We start from the raw sequence: 18,991 nt of genomic DNA, 5'->3' as shown, positions 1-18,991 counted from the left end.
GGTCACTTTTCCTTCTCACTTGCTCAGGATTCAGCATGTCACGGGTTGCGCGGGCACGACGCCTTGGAAAAACGTTTCTGTTAATCGATAACATGCTGGTGGTAATGGGATTCTTTGTGGTGTTTCCCCTGATCTCCATTCACTTTGTGGAACAGCTTGGCTGGGCCGCGCTGCTGGTGGGCATTGCGCTCGGCCTGCGTCAGCTGGTGCAGCAGGGGCTTGGCATCTTCGGTGGGGCGATTGCTGACCGCTTTGGCGCGCGGCCGCTGATTGTCACCGGCATGCTGATGCGTGCCGCCGGTTTCGCCTGTATGGCGCTGGCGCATCAGCCGTGGCTGCTGTGGCTGGCCTGCCTGCTGTCCGGACTGGGCGGCACGCTGTTCGATCCGCCACGCAGCGCGCTGGTGGTGAAACTGGTGCGGGCACGCGAGCGCGGACGCTTCTTTTCGCTGCTGATGATGCAGGACAGCGCCGGCGCGGTGCTGGGCGCGCTGATTGGCAGCTGGCTGCTGGCGTGGGATTTCCGTCTGGTGTGCTGGGTCGGTGCGGCGGTGTTTGTCGTCGCCGCCATCTTTAACGCCGTGTGGCTGCCAGCATGGCGCATCTCTACAGAGCGTATCGCCATGCGCGAGGGAATGCAGCGCGTGTGGCGCGACCGCCGTTTCCGCCTGTATGTCTTTACCCTGACCGGCTATTACATTCTCGCCGTGCAGGTGATGCTGATGCTGCCGGTCATGGTCAATCAGGTGGCGGGCGCACCGGCGGCGGTGAAGTGGATGTACGCGATTGAAGCGCTGCTGTCACTCAGCCTGCTCTATCCGCTGGCGCGCTGGAGTGAAAAGCGCTTCCGCCTCGAGACGCGCCTGATGGCCGGACTGTTTCTGATGACCTTCAGCCTGCTGCCGGTTGGCATGACCGATTCGCTGCCGTCGCTGTTTTTGCTGATCGCCGTTTTTTATCTCGGATCGATCATCGCTGAACCGGCGCGTGAAACCCTGAGTGCCTCCCTGGCCAGCGCCCGGGCACGCGGCAGCTACATGGGGTTCAGCCGGCTCGGCCTGGCGATTGGCGGGCTGATTGGCTACTCCGGTGGCGGCTGGATGTTCGATATGGGCCAGCAGCTGGCCCTGCCGGAGCTGCCGTGGATGCTGCTCAGCACCGTCGGCATGATCACGCTGCTGGCGCTGTGGTGGCAGTTCCAGCCGCGCCAGGTGGCACCGGCGATCTTCAGCAGCTAGTTTGCCGGTTCAGGCGTTCTCTTCCATACTTCCCGCACGTCCGGAAAAGGGTGACCTCCGTCACCCTGAGAATCACAGGAGAAACGGGATGAAACTTTACATCTACGATCACTGCCCTTTCTGCGTCAAAGCACGCATGATATTTGGCCTGAAAAACCTGCCGGTTGAGCTGATTGTGATGCTCAATGATGATGAAGCGACGCCGAAAAAGCTGATTGGCCAGAAAATGGCACCTATTCTGCAAAAAGCCGATGGCAGTGCGATGCCGGAGAGCATGGATATCGTGCGCTTTGTCGATAATCAGGATCGCCAGCCGCTGCTGACCGGCAAGCAAAATCCCGCCATCGCCGACTGGCTGCGACGGGTCAATGGCTACATCAACAAGCTGCTGCTGCCGCGCATCGCCGAGGCCGCGTTTGCTGAATTTGCCACCCCCGAAGCGCGTGATTACTTCCGCGAAAAGAAACAGGCCAGCCTCGGTGACTTTGCCGAACTGCGTAAGCATGCCCCGGGTTTCATCAAAAATATCAGTGATGATCTGCGCCAGCTGGATAAATTGATCGTCAAACCCAATGCGGTGAACGGCGAGTTGTCTGAGGATGACATTCATCTGTTTCCGCTGCTGCGCTCGCTGACGCTGGTTTCCGGTATCGAATGGCCGAGCCGCGTTGCCGACTACCGCGATAATATGGCGAAACAGACGCAGGTGAATCTGCTGTCGTCGATTGCGGCCTGATGGCGCTGTGATGAGAAGCGCGCGGCTGCGTTTCTCATCTCTCTCCTGGTGACACCTGGCCCTGAATCAGGCAGGCTTAAGGCTGTTTGGCCGTATCAACCAGGAAGAAGAAATGATGAAGAAGGCGTTTCCCGGGCTGTTTGCCCTGTTTTTTGCCGTGCTGCTCAGCGGCTGTAACCAATTGACGCAATACACCATCAGCGAGCAGGAAGTGAATCAGGCGCTGCAAAAGCGCAACAACTACGAGAAAGACATCGGCGTGTCCGGGCTGGTAAATGCTCATATTGTACTGACCGACCTGAGCAGCCAGATTGGCCGTGAAGAACCCGGCAAAGTGACGCTGTCTGGTAAAGCCAACATCAACGTCAGCTCGCTGTTTGGTCCGCAGCAGGCCGAAATGCAGCTGAAGATGAAAGCGCAACCGGTGTATAACGCGCAGCAGGGCGCCATCTATCTGCAGGACCTCGAAATCGTCGACGCGCAGGTGCAACCTGAGAAGATGGCGTCGATCATGAAAACCCTTACGCCGTATCTGAACGAATCCCTCAAGCGCTATTTCAATGAAAAACCCGCCTACGTGCTAAGCGCCGACCGCAGCAAAGGCGAGGCGCTGGCGAAGAAACTGGCTAAAGGGCTGGAAGTGAAGCCTGGCCAGCTGGTGATTCCGTTTACCGATTAACGTTGCAAGCGGCCGTTCTCAGTGGCGGCCCTGCATAGCGTGGCAGGATGCCGGCATGATTCTGCCCGCGCCTGCCACGCTGCTACGCAATTTGCCGCGCCTGCGGTTATTTCTCTGCCGCACTGCAAAATCCCGTGCAAACGGTTGCCCGCCCCCTTATGATTAGTCCCCGGCCTAAACGAGCCATTTCGTTTTCACCTCAGCCGGAGCCTTTTTGAATGACAGCCCAACCCCAGCAAATCACGATTCGCCGCCCTGACGACTGGCACATCCACCTGCGCGATGGCGCGATGCTCAATGCAGTGCTGCCCTATACCAGCGCGGTGAATGGTCGTGCGATTGTCATGCCAAATCTGGTTCCGCCGGTCACCAGCGTTGCGGCTGCCGAAGCGTATCGCGCACGCATCATGGCGGCGCTGCCTGCTGAGCATCACTTCACGCCGCTGATGACCTGTTACCTCACCGATTCGCTCGATGCGGACGAAATCGAACGCGGCTTCCGCAGCGGTATTTTTACGGCGGCAAAACTCTATCCGGCACACGCCACCACCAACTCCAGCCATGGCGTCACCAACATTGCCGCCATTGCCAGCGTGCTGGAGCGCATGCAGGAAATCGGTATGCCGATGCTGGTGCACGGCGAAGTCACCGATGCGCACATTGATATCTTCGATCGTGAAGCGCGCTTCATCGAAACCGTGCTGCAGCCGCTGCGCCAGCAGTTCCCGGGCCTGAAAGTGGTGATGGAACACATCACCACGAAGGAAGCTGCGGAATATGTGGCCGCCGGCAATGAACTGCTTGGCGCGACCATTACGCCACAGCATCTGATGTTCAACCGCAACCATATGCTGGTGGGTGGCGTGCGCCCGCATCTCTACTGTCTGCCCATTCTGAAGCGCAACATTCATCAGGAAGCGCTGCGTAACCTGGTGGCAAGCGGCAACCGGCGTGTCTTCCTGGGCACTGACACGGCACCGCACCTGCGCCACCTGAAAGAAGCCAGCTGTGGCTGTGCTGGCGTATTTAATGCGCCGACGTCGCTGCCCGCTTATCTGACCGTGTTTGAAGAGCTTGGCGCACTGGAGCATTTTGAAGCCTTCTGCTCTGAGAACGGCCCCAGGTTCTACGGCCTGCCGCTCAACGACGGCACCCTGACGCTGGTGCGTGAGCCGTGGACGGTGCAGGAGAGCATCACGGTCGCTGACGATACGCTGGTTCCGTTCCTCGCCGGTGAAACCCTTAACTGGCGCATCAAAGAATAATCATCTGCCGCTTGCCTTCGGGAATTTTATACTGTACAAATAACCAGTATATTATCCCGGAGGCGTTTATGCGTGTTGAAATTACCGTAGCAAAGACTCAGCCCCTTCCCGCCGGTGCACTGGATGCACTGAGCGCTGAACTCACTCGCCGTATCTCCCGCGATTTTCCCGACGACAATCATCACGTCAAAGTGCGCTATGCCGGTGGTAACCAGCTCAGCGTGTTTGGCGGCTGTAAAGAATCACGCGACCGCATCAGCGATATTTTGCAGGAAACCTGGGAAAGCGCTGACGACTGGTTTATTACCGATTAACCGCCACTGTGCCGTTTTTGCCGGGCCCGCCGCCCGGCTTTTTTGTTTTTATTTCCCGCTCGCCAGAAAAACCCGCGCCAGCTAGACTCTGATTAAACGATGTCCTATTCTTGCCTCGTCGTGCTTACAGGAGGTGTGTTGCACATGACTACTGAAAAACCAGAAGAGGCGATGACGTTTGGGGAATTACTGGCCTTCATTGCTGAACAGCAACGCCGTTTGACCGTGCTGGAAAATGCCTTTGCTACGCTGACCTTCTGTCTGGACGACCGCGCCAGCCAGCTGCTGGCCCACAATCTGACGCTCGAAGCGCAAAACCAGAATCATGACGCTCAGTTACAGCAGCATTTTGCCCGGCTGGCGGACGAGATCCACCGGCGCAAAGGGCAGCTGCCTGCCGAGTCGCAGGGATAATTTCAGATTTTTACCCTGGCGTTCAGCCCGTTAAAGTTTTAATGCTGAGATGCCGATAATCGGTATGACGACACGTTGCGCTGCGACAATAAATACCCAGCTGCGTAAGGCGTTTATTTATTCGTTGAAAACCGGCTTTTGGCTGCTTTTATTTTGCTGTGTTTTTAGTCACCACACTTTTTAACTACTGTACTGTTAATTCCATGTTATAATTATCTCGCTAGTGCAAGATACAGACGCATTGAACCTCGAAAGCACTTCGTTTAACGAGTAATAAGGAGGTTATAATGGACAGAAGTAAAGACGTCATCCAGACCCATCCGCTGGTGGGATGGGATATCAGCACCGTTGACAGCTATGACGCCATGATGATCCGCCTGCACTCGCTATCATCGCAGGACCAGAAAGAAGAAGAAGCTGACGTGGGCCCAACATACTGGCTGACAACTGACGTAGCCAGACAGTTTATCTCTATCCTCGAAGCTGGCATTGCAAAGATCGAGTCCACTGAGCAATACCTACGCGATAATCGCAAGCACTAATCATCACCATCGCGTGAAAAGGCACCCTACAGGGTGCCTTTTTCATGGGTGCACTCTTTTGATATGCTATTGAAAAAAATCGCCGTTTTACAGGAGTGATGTCGTCATGGTTTATGATCTGATTGTGGTGGGAAGTGGTTCCGTCGGAGCTGCCGCGGGTTTCTACGCAACCCAGGCGGGCCTGTCGGTGCTGATGATCGACAGCGCGCACCCGCCCCACAGCCAGGGGACGCATCACGGCGAAACCCGCCTGATTCGTCACGCTTACGGCGAAGGTGAACGCTACGTGCCGCTGGTGCTGCGCGCCCAGACGCTGTGGGACGAGCTGGAGCGCCAGAGCGGCGAACGCATCATGCACCGCAGCGGCATTCTTAATCTGGCGCCGGCCAGCTCGGATTTCATTCACAACGTGATCGACAGTGCTAACCGCTGGCAGTTAGCGGTGCAGGTGTTACAGGCCGATGAGGTGCGTAAACGCTGGCCGCAGCTTAGCGTTCCGGACGGCTACGTAGGCGTATTTGAGCCCAACTCTGGCTTCCTGAAATGCGAACAGGCAGTGCGCAGCTGGGTACAGCTGGCGGAACAGGCCGGCTGCGCGCAGCTGTTTAACTGCCCGGTCAGCGCGATTGGCCGCGAGGGCGATCTGCAGCAGGTCACCACCAGCGATGGCGTATTCCGCGCGCGCAAGCTGCTGATCAGCGCCGGCACCTGGGTCAGTCAGCTGGTGGACAATCTGCCCGTTACGCCGGTGCGCAAGGTGTTTGCCTGGTATCAGGCCGATGGGCGCTACAGCGAAAATAACCAGTTCCCCGGCTTTACGGTAGAGATGCCGGATGGCAGCCATTTCTACGGCTTCCCGGCAGACAATAATGCCCTGAAAGTGGGACGCCACGATGGCGGTCAGCCGATGCAGACGCCAGCGGGCCGCAAACCGTTCGGCAGCATCGCCGCTGACGGTAACGAAGCCTTTAGCTTCCTGCGCCAGTTTCTGCCAGGCGTAGGCGTGTGCCTGCATGGTGAAGCCTGCAGCTATGACAACACGCCGGATGAAGACTTTATTATCGATACGCTGCCCGGCGAGCCTGACCGACTGATCATCACCGGCCTGAGCGGCCACGGGTTTAAATTCGCCAGCGTGCTGGGTGAACTGGCCAGCGAATTTGCGCAGAATAAACCGTTCTCCTTTGACCTCACGCCCTTCTCACTTACGCGTTTTGCCTGATTTTGTTGCTGCCGGTGCGGAGTGCACTGGCAGTTATTGACCCTTCCTGACACAGTTTTACTTTCCGCCCGCGTTTATGGCGCATTTGGTGTAGCAATCCCCATTGCCGCCAGGGCTAAAACTACTTTTTGCTTATCTATTCAGAATTATTGAATTACACCGCCAGCCTTTCGCCATATATATCGAACCCGTAAATTCAAAGTTATAGAAAAGTAAGGACGATTGATTTTCTATTTCAGGTTGTAGATTCTCATTACCACTTATTTCCTGATAACGGCTTAACTATGTGGCGTAATTCTCCACGGCATTACGGTGCGTTAACCATTGCGTTGCACTGGCTGATGGCGCTGACGATTTACGGTATGTTCGCGCTGGGTTTATGGATGGTCGGACTTGGCTATTACGACGGCTGGTATCACAGCGCCCCTGAGATTCACAAAGGCATCGGCATCTTACTGTTTGCTGCTCTGCTGCTGCGCCTGGGCTGGCGCGTCATATCGCCACCGCCGGCACCACTCACCAGTTACTCGCCGCACGTACGCCGTGCCGCCCATGCGGCGCACTGGCTGCTGTATGGCCTGCTGCTGGTGTTGCTGATCAGCGGCTATCTAATCTCTACCGCAGACGGCAAGCCGGTCTCAGTGTTTGGCTGGTTTGAGGTACCGGCACTGTTTAGCGGCGCGGGTGAGCAGGCCGATGTCGCCGGTGAGGTCCATTTATGGCTGGCGTGGGCTCTGGTGCTGTTGTCTGCCCTGCACGCCCTGGCCGCGCTGAAACACCATTTTGTCGATCGCGACATGACGCTGAAACGGATGCTCGGTTACCGCATCCCCTTAACCTCTGAAAAGGAAAAGTAATATGATCAGGAAAACCCTGCTGGCGCTCAGCGCCGCTGCCCTCTTTTCGACCAGCCTGAGTGCCAGCGCGGCTGAGTATAAGTTTGATAAAGAGGGTCAGCACGCGTTTGTTCAGTTCCGCATTCAGCATCTTGGCTACAGCTGGCTGTACGGCAGCTTTAAAGATTTTGATGGCAGCTTTACCTTTGATGAAGCCAATCCCGCCGCGGACAAGGTCAACGTGACCATCAATACCAACAGCCTCGATACCAACCATGCCGAGCGCGACAAGCATTTGCGCAGCGCGGATTTCCTCAATACCGGCAAATTCCCGCAGGCCAGCTTCAGCTCGACTGAGGTTAAAAAACAGGGCAAGGATTATAAGATCACCGGCAACCTGACGCTCAACGGCGTAACGAAGCCGATCACGCTGGATGCGCAGCTGATTGGTGAAGGCAAGGATCCGTGGGGCGGTTATCGCGCCGGCTTTGCCGCCAGCGGCGAAATTGTGCTGAAAGAGTTCAACATCAGCAAAGATCTCGGTCCGGCCTCGCAAAAAGCCGAGCTGATCATTTCAGTCGAAGGTGTGCGTCAGTAATCAGCAGTACAGCCTGGCGGGCAATGCGCCAGGCTGTTAAGCCGTTACTTTTTGTCCGGCGCGGGGATCGCCATGGTCATGTTGAGTAAACCGCGCGATTTATTGAACACTTTGTTGCCATTTTCACGGCCAGCGCGGCGCGCGCGCTGCTCTTCCGGCGCCAGTTTCGACTCTTCCATGCACAGCGGGCTGCAGCAGTTCTGATACTTTTCCGCACAGCTCGGGCACTGAATAAACAGCAGATGGCAGCCGTCATTAACGCAGTTGGTGTGGCTGTCGCACGGCGCACCACACTGATGGCAGTTGGAGAGAATATCGTCAGAGATACGCTCGCCCATGCGCTCGTCAAACACGAAGTTTTTGCCTTTGAAGCGCACCGGTAAACCCTGCTCGCGCGCACGACGGGTATATTCGATGATGCCCCCTTCAATGTGGTAAACATCATCAAAACCGTTGTGCTTCATCCACGCACTGGCTTTTTCACAGCGGATGCCGCCGGTACAGTACATGACGATTTTTTTGTCTTTCTGCGCCTGCAGCATATCCACCGCCATCGGCAGCTGATCGCGGAACGTATCGGCTGGCACTTCCAGCGCGTTGTCGAAGTGGCCCACTTCGTATTCGTAGTGGTTACGCATATCCACAAACACCGCATCCGGATCGTCGAGCATGGCGTTGACTTCGGCCGCTTTGAGATAGTTACCGACGTTACTGGCGTCGAAGCTACCGTCTTCAATACCGTCAGCCACGATGCGATCGCGCACTTTCAGGCGCAGCACCCAGAACGATTTGCCGTCGTCATCCAGCGCGATGTTCATGCGCAGATTGTCGAGCGCCGGGTCAAAGGCATAGAGCATCGCCTTCATCGCCTCATAGCGACTGGCCGGCACGCTGATTTGCGCATTAATCCCTTCCTGCGCCACGTAGACGCGGCCGAACACCTTCAGCTGGGTTAAGGCAACATAGAGACGGTCGCGGAATGCCTGTGGATCGGCAATCTGGAAGTATTTATAAAAAGAGACTGTGGTACGCGGCTCGGTTTCGGCCAGCATACGTTCTTTCAGCTCTTTATTGGAAACGAGGTTGTGTAACACTGGCATGGTGAACACCTGTTAGCAATCAGAGAAATTTAGCGCGCATATGATACCTGAATTGAACGTGATGCAAAGCCTCTGGTGCAATTCTCCTGCCATCAGCCACAATCGACGGGGTTCTGCGTTGTGCTCGCTAATATCTGCGCAGAAATGCTGTTCGTCGTGCGCTGACGCACGGATGGTTGATTTCAGTCAGAGAGAAAAAATGGCATAATCCCGGCCAATTACAGAAACCGGACTCTCTGGTACACGACGCAGGACATTGATATTTCCATGACGCAACTTCCGCAATTTACCCGCGAACTCCTTCATCCACGCTACTGGCTGACCTGGCTGGGCATCGGTTTCCTCTATGTGCTGGTGCTGTTGCCCTACCCGCTGCTGCACCTGACTGGCTGCGGGCTGGGACGCCTTGCCATGCGTTTTATGAAGCGTCGTGTTCAGGTCGCGCAACGTAATCTGGCGCTGTGCTTCCCGGATATGCCGACCAGCGAACGCGAAGCCATGGTGAAGCACAATTTCGAATCGGTGGGAATGGGGCTGATTGAGACCGGCATGGCGTGGTTCTGGCCGGACTGGCGTATTCGTAAATGGGTCAGCACCAGCGGCCTGGAGCACGTTACCGAGGCGCTGGCACAAAAGCGCGGCATCCTGCTGATTGGCATGCACTTCCTGACGCTGGAACTGGGTGCGCGCGTGTTTGGCATGTACAACCCGGGTATTGGCGTGTATCGCCCTAACGACAACAAGTTACTGGACTGGCTGCAAACCTGGGGACGCATGCGTTCCAATAAAAGCATGCTGGATCGCAAAGATCTGAAAGGCATGATCCGCGCCATGAAGAACAACGACATCATCTGGTATGCGCCCGATCACGACTACGGCCCGCGCAGCAGTGTATTCGCCCCGTTCTTTGCCGTTCAGGAAGCCGCGACCACCACCGGCACGCATATGCTGATTCGTCTGGCTAATCCAAGCGTGGTGCCTTTTCTGGCACGCCGCCTGCCGCACGGCCGCGGCTACGAACTGAAAATGATGCCGGATATCCGCGACAAATTCTCACTGGAGAGTGAACTGGATACCGCTATCGTGATGAATAAAGTGGTAGAAGAGACGGTGCTGCTGGCGCCTGAGCAGTATATGTGGCTGCATCGCCGCTTTAAAACCCGGCCCGAAGGGCAGCCTTCACGCTATTAATCGGTTGCGGGGTATTATCAATGCCCCGCGTTATTTACCACACATTTGCCTTAATTCACGTGATTCTCTGCGCAGTGGCGCGCTAAAAAAGGCCCAGCCTGAACTGCTATGCCTTCCACACGGCGACACTTACACCAACGACACCCTTTACGCCGCCTGCTACTATCTTACGCATTAATCACGGTTTTTTGTTGCTACGCCTACGCGTTCTCCCTTGCCCGCCGCTGCTTTTCAGTGCCTGAGTTTGTTCGGCAATATGCGTAAAATATGGCGGGTGCGGATCTGATTTTGATGACTTCCAGGCCTTTTCCTATTTAATTTTACTCAGGCTTGCCGTCTTGTTTACTTATCTAATAAATTTTACTGATTAAACAAGTGTTTGTCTGAAAGTTAACCGCCATATTCTCTTTTGATTAAAAATTCATCTTTAATATATCTTTATGGAATTGGTTAGCCCGATCGAATCCAGTTAGTTTCGACCCTGACAGTTAGTTCGTTAACTGCGCGTTTAAAAATATAAAAAGATTACACACAGCAAATATATTCAGGACACATAATATGAATAAAGGTATCTACTACTACGTGACGATCAGTACCGATCAGGAGGGTTACCATCTGCTGCATCGGAAGGAGTGTAAACGTCTGCCGGTTAAGGAGGATATGGTGTTCATCGGTACGCTCTATAATTTAAATCAGGCTTTGGCCACCGCACGAATTAATTTTAAAAAGGTGAAACCCTGTATTAAATGCTGCATCCGTTATTCTGCACCCGTGTTACGCGAGTCGGTACGACCGGTTCTGCACTTTCCGCAAAAAATGATGTAACCGGCGCGGGTGGATGACTTTTTACGCATCCACCCCGTCATTGTTCTCTCCCGCCCTGACAGCCGCCAATTTTCGTCTATTCTTCTGTGAAATCCCTTTTTGCACTGACAAGGAGTTGCAGATGAGCCTGTATAGTACGTTAGAAGAAGCCATTGAAGCCGCACGCGAAGAGTTCCTCGCCAGCCAGCCTGAGCTGGAGCAGGATGACGCCAGTGTCAGCCAGTTTGCGCTGCAGAAGTACGTGATGCAGGATGGCGACATTATGTGGCAGGCGGAGTTTTTCGCTGACGAAGACGGCCAGGGCGAATGCCTGCCAATTTGCAGCGGTGAAGCGGCGCAGGCGGTGTTCGACGGTAATTTCGATGAAATTGAGCTGCGCCAGGAGTGGCAGTCGGAAAATACCCTGCACGAATGGGATGAAGGCGAATTTCAGCTGGAGCCGCCGCGCGACCTGGAAGAAGGCGAGGCAGCGGCCGAAGAGTGGGAAGACGACGACAGTCCGTCAGACAACTGGGCGTAAGTTACTCGTACGGGCCGTGCTGTGCGTCAACCGGCATTAGCAGCGTGTCCATCACCAGCGACAGCGGCAGATCGAGAATGGTCAGCACGCGCCACGGCCCGTCACGCACATCCCACTGCACGCCCGGATAATACTGGTTGCCGTGCCCCTGTCCGGGTACGGTCCGGCTGATAATGCTGCCACAGCCCGTCAGCAGCAAAATGGCGGCGCACAGCGCGATTAACTTCAGGCAATATTTCACTGCATTTACTCACCCTGAACTGACACCCCTGATTCTGATGTGCGTCAGTGACTGTTTAAATGTGCTCAGGAACGCTGGCACGCGTCATCGCGCCATTTTAGCTGCGGGTGCAGCTAAACCGCTATGCCTTTATGCGTAAAGATTGTGTGAGGCGCGTTGTGCCCCCCTCTGAAGCGCAGGTATAAAAAAAGCGGCATCGCTGCCGCTTTTTCATCACCGTTAGCCTGTCAGGCGCGCTGAGGCAGGGCCTGCGGGTTAAGCGTGAGTTTCTGATAACTCTCTACCCACTGATGATATTTATCCGCACTTTCCCACAAGCGCGTGTGCACGCGCGCCAGCACCACCGGATCGCTGATCAGCTGCAGACGCTGTTCGCGATTCAGTTTTTCCGGCGCATCGCTCAATGCCTGATCGACGCGGCGATCGCGCGCGTGATCCAGCAGTGCGCTCTGCTTATGGCGCGATGTCGCCATCGCCGTCGCCAGCGCGTTGAACGCCGGATTGAACAGCGCATGCATGAAGCCATGCTTCAGCGCACGTTCCCGGTTCAGCTGCAGATAGTGATCGGTGTCGACCAGCTCTTTCGGCGGCTCATACTCTTCCGGGATCAGGAACAGCTTTGCACGCTTACTCTTCAGCCCCACCGTGGCGCGACTCGACATCACCGAGACAAACGGCGACAGAATCAGCGAGAAGACGATTGGCGCCAGCCACCACAGGAAGTTGAGATCGAGCACGCCCATCCCGACGGCCCAGACAATGCCCAGCAGCATCTGTGAACCATGGCGACGGAACGCTTCGCTCCACGGCGTGGCATCATCGTCACGCTGCGGCGAGTTCCACACCACTTCCCAGCCAAGGAACGCGCTGACCACAAACACGGTGTGGAACAGCATGCGCACCGGTGCCAGCAGCACCGAGAACAGCATCTCCAGCAGCAGCGACAGGAACAGGCGGAATGCGCCACCGTACGGTTTGGCCCCTTTAAACCAGATCAGCACCACGCTGAGCAGTTTTGGCAGGAACAGCAGCACCAGCGTGGTGGAGAACAGCGCGATGGCCAAATCCGGACGCCACTGCGGCCACACCGGGAACAGCTGACGCGGCTGCAGGAAGTAGGTCGGTTCCATCAGCGTATGCACCACCTGCAGGGCGGTCGACAACGCAAGGAACATAAACCACAGCGGTGCCGACAGGTAGGACATCACGCCGGTCAGGAACACCGCGCGGTGCACCGGGTGCATGCCTTTTACCAGGAACAGGCGGAAGTTCATCAGGTTGCCGTGGCACCAGCGACGGTCACGCTTCAGCTCATCCAGCAGGTTCGGCGGCAGCTCTTCATAAGAACCCGGCAGATCGTAGGCGATCCACACGCCCCAGCCGGCACGACGCATCAGCGCCGCTTCCACGAAGTCATGTGACAGGATCGAACCGGCGAAGGAGCCTTCACCCGGCAGCGGCGCCAGAGCACAGTGTTCAATAAATGGCTGCACGCGAATGATGGCGTTGTGCCCCCAGTAGTGCGATTCGCCCAGCTGCCAGAAGTGCAGACCGGCGGTAAACAGCGGCCCGTAAACGCGGGTGGCGAACTGCTGACAGCGCGCATACAGCGTATCCATGCCCGACGCCTTTGGCGACGACTGGATAATACCGGCGTTCGGGTTCGCTTCCATCATGCGCACCAGACCGGTAAGACACTCACCGCTCATCACGCTGTCGGCGTCCAGCACCACCATGTAGCTGTAGTTGCTGCCCCAGCGACGGCAGAAGTCATCGATGTTGCCGCTTTTACGCTTCACGCGACGGCGACGACGGCGATAGAAGATCTTGCCCGCCCCACCGACATCCCGCACCAGCTCCATCCACGCTTTTTGCTCGGCGATGGCGATGTCGGCATCGTAGCTGTCGCTCAGGATGTAAACGTCGAAATGCTCCGCGTTACCGGTGCGTTTCACCGACTCCCAGGTGGCGCGCAGACCGGCGAACACGCGTTCCACGTCTTCGTTACAGATTGGCATGATCAGCGCGGTGCGATGTTCCGGATTGAGCGGCTCATCACCGGTGGTCGAGTACGAGATGCTGTACTTATCGCGACCGATCAGCAGCTGCAGGAAGCCCATCAGCGCGGTCCAGAAACCAGCCGATACCCAGCAGAACAGGATGGCAAACAGGAACAGGATGCCAGTCTGCAGAATATACGGCAGGATCAGCTCCACCGACTGCAGCCAGTTCTGGTTAAACAGCTCGACCGGATCGAGCAGCGTCCAGCCCTGATACGGCAGAATGGTTTTCATGTACCAGGTGGCGACCACGGTCTGCAGAATGGTCAGAATCAGCAGCACGTAGCGACGCATGGAACCCACGTGGCGCCATTTGTCTTCCGCTTTCTGCTCTTCCACCGTGGCATAGCGTGGGTTGCCTTTTTGCCCGCGCAGGGAATCCCAGGCGCGCGCGATCGGGTTAGTCCGCCAGGCTTCCGGGAACATCAGCGAACGCTTCACCGGCGGCATCGCCTTCAGCGTGGTGCGGTCGAGATAATCTTTACTGAGCTGCTGGCCATCGGCGAGCGAATCCGGCCACGCCATGGATACGCGCGACGAGACCGATTTCAGCGGCGCATCGTCCGGCCGTTCGCTGGCGGCGATATCCTGCCCCAGCGCGCTGTGAATGGCATGAAACGCCTGCGCATTCTGCAGCGAGGCGCTGAGCGTGGCGCGTGCTGCCGCATCAAGCGGCAGCGCCTCCACGTAAGATTGAGGTAAATAAGTCGATTTATTCATTGGCAGGTAACTGATAGCTCCAGGTTTCCGTCAATGTCTTGTTGCCGCTCACCAGCGCCGCACGCATTTCGGTCGGCTGCTTGTTGTCTTTCACGCGCAGACGCAGCACCAGACGCCAGCCTTTGGTGACCGGGTTGTAGCGTACGCTCTGCTCGACCACGTCGGCGTTGTTACCGACGCTGACCTGCGGCGCCACCTGGGTGTTTTCCGGCAGCTTGCTCATCGCTTTACCAACAAAGTCCACGGTAAAGGCGATGGAACCATCCGGCTGACGCACCAGGTTAGACTGCTTCACATCGCCCGCAGAACGCAGCGTGTCTTTCACCCAGGCCACATCGTCCTGGTGCAGCTGGTTTTCTTCACGCGTAAAGTGCAGACGGTATTTGAAGTTCATCTCTTTGCCTGGCTCTGGCAGGCTCTCCGGCGTCCAGAAGGCCACGATGTTATCGTTGGTTTCATCTGCCGTCGGGATCTCCACCAGCTCTACGCGGCCTTTGCCCCAGTCGCCCTGCGGCTCAACCCAGCCGCTTGGACGCAGATCATAGCGATCGTCCAGGTCCTGGTAATGGCTGAAGTCACGGCCACGCTGCAGCAGACCGAAGCCTTTCGGGTTTTCGATGGTAAAGGTGCTGACCGCCAGGTGTTTCGGGTTATTGAGCGGACGCCAGATCCACTCGCCATTTCCGGCGTGAATCGACAGGCCGTTCGAATCATGCAGCTCCTGACGGAAGTTGCTGACCGGCGACGGCTGGTTAGCGCCAAACAGGAACATACTGGTGAGTGGGGCTACGCCGAGTTTGCCGACGTTGTCACGCAGATACACTTTAGACTGCACGTCCACGGTGGACTCTTTGCCCGGCTGGATCACAAAGCGATAGGCACCGGCGGCGCGCGGAGAATCCAGCAGCGCATAAATCACCAGCTGTTTATCCTGCGGCTTCGGCCGCTCAATCCAGAACTCTTTAAAGCGCGGGAACTCCTCACCGGAAGGCAGCGCGGTATCAATCGCCAGACCACGCGCCGACAGGCCATACACCTGGCCTTCGCCAATCACGCGGAAATAGCTGGCACCCAGGAAGCTGGTGATCTCATCGTCTTTACCCTTTTTATTTAAAGGATACAGCACCTTGAAACCGGCAAAACCGAGGTTTTTCACCGCATCGGCATCGTGTTTCACGTTGCCGAAATTGAAGTAGTCAGGGTTATATTTGATTTCACGTACCGAAGACGCGGTGACTTCATTGATTTTCACCGGCGTGTCGAAATACATGCCCTGATGATAGAACTCGAGCTTAAACGGCGTGCGCAGTTTGCCCCAGTATGCTTTGTCGTGGTTAAACTGGATCTGCTGATAGTCAGCAAACTTCATTTCACGAAACTGAGAGGGTAAATTGCTTTTTGGCGCTTCAAAACCTTTCCCTGCCAGCGCCTTAGCTTGCTTTGCCACATCATCAATGTTGAACGCCCAGCTATTGTTGGCGTACAACGCCAGCAGAACTGCTGCGCCTACCCAGCGCATCTTCACCAGCCCGCCATTATTCTTCACTTTAGTCAGCACATCCCCCCCTTTCGTGTGCTTAGATCAAACCCATTTATCTTAAAGGATTATTCGGTTTTCCGACAGCTTATGTAAAAGATTGTTCCCCTGATTCGTAAGCCGAAAGTGTACTTTTCGGATAATTAAACCCGGAAGATTAAGAAACAGATTCACCTGATAGTATACGCTGTTTACAGCCGGTAGAATTTCGTCCGGCATAATCCGGTTTCAGGGTGAAACCGGCAAGTAAACTGACAAACTGGAAGCTTATGAGTTCAGCCAAACCCGAACGTGAATATTTCCTCGACTCGATTCGAGCGTATTTAATGCTGCTGGGCGTGCCTTTCCACGTCTCGCTGATTTACTCGACCCAACGCTGGTCGGTTAACAGCCAGGACGCCTCACTGTGGCTGACGGTGCTGAATGATTTTATTCACGCCTTCCGCATGCAGGTGTTCTTTGTTATTTCAGGTTATTTCTCATATATGCTCTATCTGCGCTATCAGCCCAACCGCTGGCTGAAGGTGCGGCTGGAGCGCGTCGGCATACCGCTGTTAACCGCGGTGCCGCTCATTACCCTGCCGCAGTTTTTTATGCTGAAAAATCTCACCAGCAAAGTCGGCGACTGGGCAAACTTCTCGCTGTATGACAAGTACAACGCGCTGATGTGGGATCTGATTTCGCACCTGTGGTTTTTACTGGTACTGGTGATTCTGACCGCGTTTGGCATGCTGAGCTTCCGCTGGCTGCGTGATCAGCAGCGCCGCATCGATTATCAGCAGGTTGGCTGGGGCAAGCTGACGCTGGCCCTGCTGGCCTATGCGCTGGTGTGGTGCGCCTTCCGCCGGCTGATTTTCCACTTTGCTCCCGCGCTGTTAATGGATGGCCTGTTCAGCATTGCGGTTATGCAGTCGCTGTTCTTCCTGCCGTTCTTTATGCTGGGTGCGCTGAGCTGGAAACATCAGGCGCTGAAAGCGCTGTTTGTGCGTTTTAATCCGGTGATGTGCTTTGGTGCTATTGCGGTGTTTATCGCGTACAGCCTGAATCAGCGCTACAGCAGCGGTGAAGGCTGGCTGTACGAGCTTGATGCCATCATTTCTACGCTGATGGGCTTGTGTATGCTGAACGTCTGCTTTAGCTTCGGCCACAAGCTGCTGAACAGTCACTCGCCACGCATCATGTATCTGGTGAACGCGTCGCTGTTTATTTATCTGGTGCACCATCCGCTGACCATTCTGTACGGCATCTACGTTACGCCACACATCAGCAGTAATACGCTGGGCTTCTTTGTCGGCCTGCTGATGGTGTTTGGCGTTGCCTTTGCCCTGTACGAGATTCATCTGCGTATCCCGCTGCTGCGCTTTTTGTTCTCCGGCAAGCCGCAGCGCAAACCAGAGACCTCCGCGCAGACGTAACGGCGTACTTATCTGCCGGGCTGCGCGCGTTGCAGCCCGGCTATAGCAGCCACTCCACCGGCAGACGCCATACCAGCCGCACCAGCAAACGCTGCAATAGCGTGCACTGCGGCTCGTGCTTATGCACCACTTCCCGCGTTTCGCCGCTGTACTCCACCCAGTTAACGCGGCCCCACTTATCCAGCCGCAGTGCCCAGGCGCGGTCGCGCATGCCGCTGCTGAAGCGCTGATGGGTCTGCTGCGCCAGCGCTTCGCTCTCAATCACCAGCCCCATCTCCGTATTCAGCACCGCCGAACGCGGATCGAAATTAAACGAGCCAATAAACACTTTGCGGTTATCGACGGTGAAAGTCTTGGCGTGCAGGCTGGAGCCGGAATTCCCGGTCAGGCCGCGATCGTGCGGGGCATCCGCGGCATTGGCCTGCGGCTTCAGTTCGTAGAGCGCAATACCGTGACGCAGCAGCTTCTTGCGCCAGCGCGCATAGCCGGCGTGAACCACGGTGACATCATTGGCGGCCAGCGAGTTGGTTAAGATGGCGATCTTAACGCCCCGCCGCTTCAGCGCCAGCAGCTGCGCCACGCCGGCACGGGTCGGGACAAAATAGGCCGAGATGATATCGAACTGCTGCTGCGGCGTGCCGATCACCTCCAGCATGCGCTGCGGCAGCAAAGAGGAGCGCTTCGCTTTGCCCAGCCCTTTGCGCGGATCGTCACTCAGCAGCCGCGTGTGTGCCCAGGTCATGCTCAGCGAGCCCTGCTCCAGCTGGCTGACAAACGAGGATTTCTCCAGCCGCGCCAGATAGCGCTGCACCGCCTCGCTCTGCTGCCACTCCGGCGGTAAACGCACCGCTTCATGCGGCGGTGCGCCGGTGTCCACGACGCTGCGCAATGGCGATACCGCTTTGCTGTGCCAGTAGCGGGCGAAATCTTCCGCCACTTCATCTACCGCCGGTCCCAGCGCCAGCACGTCGAGATCGGTAAACAGCGGCTCATTGCCGGTGCCAAAATATTCGTCGCCGATGTTACGGCCACCCACCAGCGTTACCGCGCCGTCCACGGTCAGGCTTTTGTTGTGCATCCGGCGATTCAGGCGGGCGAAGTCAGTCAGATAGCCCAGCGCGCGCAGGGTTCGAAACGAGAAGGGATTAAACAGCCGCACGGCGATATTCGGATGCCGATCGAGTTCAGCCAGCGTTTCATCCAGCCCGGGCGTATTGTTGTCATCCAGCAGCAGGCGCACCTGCACGCCGCGCTCCGCCGCATCCAGCAGCGCGCTGAACAGCAGGCGTCCGGACATGTCGTTGTGCCAGATATAATACTGGACGTCGATGGTGTGCTGCGCCATGCCCATCAGCAGATAGCGTGCCGCAAACGCATCCAGCCCATCGTTCAGCGGATGAATGCCGCTCAGTCCCGGATGACGGGCACATTGCTGTTGCGCATGTTCTCTCAGCCCGTCGCCCGGCCGTTCGCGTGAGGAACGCAGTGCCGCTTCGCTCATACTCAATCCCTGCTTACCCTTAAGCTGTTATTGTTGG

The 18,991-nt window shown here is 56.4% G+C and carries 19 protein-coding genes; 14 read left to right on the top strand and 5 right to left on the bottom strand.

Features of this window, described 5'->3' with window-relative positions:
- The first annotated feature begins 35 nt into the window (after window positions 1-35).
- The 10 genes from mdtH (at window position 36) to CBW22_RS08670 (ending at window position 7,844) form a co-directional block, all read left to right on the top strand.
- Window positions 36-1,238, top strand: a complete 1,203-nt coding sequence (gene mdtH / locus CBW22_RS08715) for a multidrug efflux MFS transporter MdtH (RefSeq protein WP_088516462.1) — start codon at window positions 36-38, stop codon at window positions 1,236-1,238.
- Between the two features lie 88 nt (window positions 1,239-1,326).
- Window positions 1,327-1,974 (top strand): glutaredoxin 2, encoded by a 648-nt coding sequence (grxB, locus tag CBW22_RS08710; protein WP_021506432.1) that lies wholly within the window; start codon window positions 1,327-1,329, stop codon window positions 1,972-1,974.
- A gap of 115 nt (window positions 1,975-2,089) precedes the next feature.
- Window positions 2,090-2,653, top strand: coding sequence for a lipoprotein (locus tag CBW22_RS08705; RefSeq protein ID WP_021506433.1), 564 nt, complete (start codon window positions 2,090-2,092; stop codon window positions 2,651-2,653).
- Between the two features lie 218 nt (window positions 2,654-2,871).
- Window positions 2,872-3,918, top strand: coding sequence for a dihydroorotase (gene pyrC / locus CBW22_RS08700; RefSeq protein ID WP_088516461.1), 1,047 nt, complete (start codon window positions 2,872-2,874; stop codon window positions 3,916-3,918).
- 68 nt (window positions 3,919-3,986) lie between these two features.
- Window positions 3,987-4,232 (top strand): DNA damage-inducible protein I, encoded by a 246-nt coding sequence (dinI, locus tag CBW22_RS08695; protein WP_021506435.1) that lies wholly within the window; start codon window positions 3,987-3,989, stop codon window positions 4,230-4,232.
- Between the two features lie 144 nt (window positions 4,233-4,376).
- Complete coding sequence (locus tag CBW22_RS08690) at window positions 4,377-4,646, top strand: hypothetical protein (RefSeq protein WP_010617279.1); 270 nt, start codon at window positions 4,377-4,379, stop codon at window positions 4,644-4,646.
- Between the two features lie 287 nt (window positions 4,647-4,933).
- On the top strand, window positions 4,934-5,188 hold the full coding sequence (gene bssS / locus CBW22_RS08685) for a biofilm formation regulator BssS (protein WP_021506436.1): 255 nt from the start codon (window positions 4,934-4,936) through the stop codon (window positions 5,186-5,188).
- Between the two features lie 106 nt (window positions 5,189-5,294).
- Entirely contained in the window at window positions 5,295-6,410 is a 1,116-nt protein-coding gene (gene solA, locus CBW22_RS08680; protein ID WP_088516460.1) for an N-methyl-L-tryptophan oxidase, read from the top strand.
- A 284-nt stretch (window positions 6,411-6,694) separates the two neighbouring features.
- Entirely contained in the window at window positions 6,695-7,267 is a 573-nt protein-coding gene (locus CBW22_RS08675; RefSeq protein ID WP_088516459.1) for a cytochrome b, read from the top strand.
- A 1-nt stretch (window position 7,268) separates the two neighbouring features.
- Entirely contained in the window at window positions 7,269-7,844 is a 576-nt protein-coding gene (locus CBW22_RS08670; RefSeq protein WP_021506439.1) for a YceI family protein, read from the top strand.
- A gap of 44 nt (window positions 7,845-7,888) precedes the next feature.
- On the opposite strand, the gene trhO is transcribed toward CBW22_RS08670, so the two are convergent.
- On the bottom strand, window positions 7,889-8,944 hold the full coding sequence (trhO, locus tag CBW22_RS08665; RefSeq protein WP_088516458.1) for an oxygen-dependent tRNA uridine(34) hydroxylase TrhO: 1,056 nt from the start codon (window positions 8,942-8,944) through the stop codon (window positions 7,889-7,891).
- Window positions 8,945-9,211: 267 nt separating this feature from the next.
- Here trhO and CBW22_RS08660 point away from each other — a divergent pair, with 267 nt between their 5' ends.
- The 3 genes from CBW22_RS08660 to CBW22_RS08650 all read left to right on the top strand — a co-directional run bounded on the left by CBW22_RS08660 (window position 9,212) and on the right by CBW22_RS08650 (window position 11,480).
- Window positions 9,212-10,135, top strand: a complete 924-nt coding sequence (locus CBW22_RS08660) for a Kdo(2)-lipid IV(A) acyltransferase (protein ID WP_088516457.1) — start codon at window positions 9,212-9,214, stop codon at window positions 10,133-10,135.
- 558 nt (window positions 10,136-10,693) lie between these two features.
- The gene (locus CBW22_RS08655; protein ID WP_021506442.1) at window positions 10,694-10,960 is read left to right on the top strand and encodes a hypothetical protein; all 267 of its coding nucleotides are present in this window, start codon (window positions 10,694-10,696) and stop codon (window positions 10,958-10,960) included.
- Between the two features lie 121 nt (window positions 10,961-11,081).
- Window positions 11,082-11,480, top strand: a complete 399-nt coding sequence (locus CBW22_RS08650) for a MysB family protein (protein ID WP_021506443.1) — start codon at window positions 11,082-11,084, stop codon at window positions 11,478-11,480.
- Window position 11,481: 1 nt separating this feature from the next.
- Here the strand turns inward: CBW22_RS08650 and CBW22_RS08645 are convergent, their stop codons facing one another.
- The 3 genes from CBW22_RS08645 to CBW22_RS08635 all read right to left on the bottom strand — a co-directional run bounded on the left by CBW22_RS08645 (window position 11,482) and on the right by CBW22_RS08635 (window position 16,029).
- Entirely contained in the window at window positions 11,482-11,721 is a 240-nt protein-coding gene (locus tag CBW22_RS08645) for a YceK/YidQ family lipoprotein (RefSeq protein ID WP_088516456.1), read from the bottom strand.
- Between the two features lie 227 nt (window positions 11,722-11,948).
- Window positions 11,949-14,501 (bottom strand): glucans biosynthesis glucosyltransferase MdoH, encoded by a 2,553-nt coding sequence (gene mdoH / locus CBW22_RS08640; protein WP_088516455.1) that lies wholly within the window; start codon window positions 14,499-14,501, stop codon window positions 11,949-11,951.
- On the bottom strand, window positions 14,494-16,029 hold the full coding sequence (locus CBW22_RS08635; RefSeq protein ID WP_176428097.1) for a glucan biosynthesis protein G: 1,536 nt from the start codon (window positions 16,027-16,029) through the stop codon (window positions 14,494-14,496). Before CBW22_RS08635 ends, mdoH begins: the two co-directional genes overlap by 8 nt.
- A gap of 278 nt (window positions 16,030-16,307) precedes the next feature.
- On the opposite strand from CBW22_RS08635, the gene mdoC reads away from it, so the two are divergent.
- The gene (gene mdoC, locus CBW22_RS08630; protein ID WP_021506447.1) at window positions 16,308-17,453 is read left to right on the top strand and encodes a glucans biosynthesis protein MdoC; all 1,146 of its coding nucleotides are present in this window, start codon (window positions 16,308-16,310) and stop codon (window positions 17,451-17,453) included.
- A gap of 40 nt (window positions 17,454-17,493) precedes the next feature.
- On the opposite strand, the gene CBW22_RS08625 is transcribed toward mdoC, so the two are convergent.
- Window positions 17,494-18,954 (bottom strand): phospholipase D-like domain-containing protein, encoded by a 1,461-nt coding sequence (locus tag CBW22_RS08625; protein ID WP_088516454.1) that lies wholly within the window; start codon window positions 18,952-18,954, stop codon window positions 17,494-17,496.
- Window positions 18,955-18,991: the final 37 nt, after the last annotated feature.

Source organism: Pantoea sp. VS1 (assembly GCF_002207995.1).
GTDB lineage: Bacteria > Pseudomonadota > Gammaproteobacteria > Enterobacterales > Enterobacteriaceae > Pantoea > Pantoea dispersa.
Note: the sequence above shows the minus strand (reverse complement) of the source record. Positions and strands in the feature narration are given on the sequence as shown.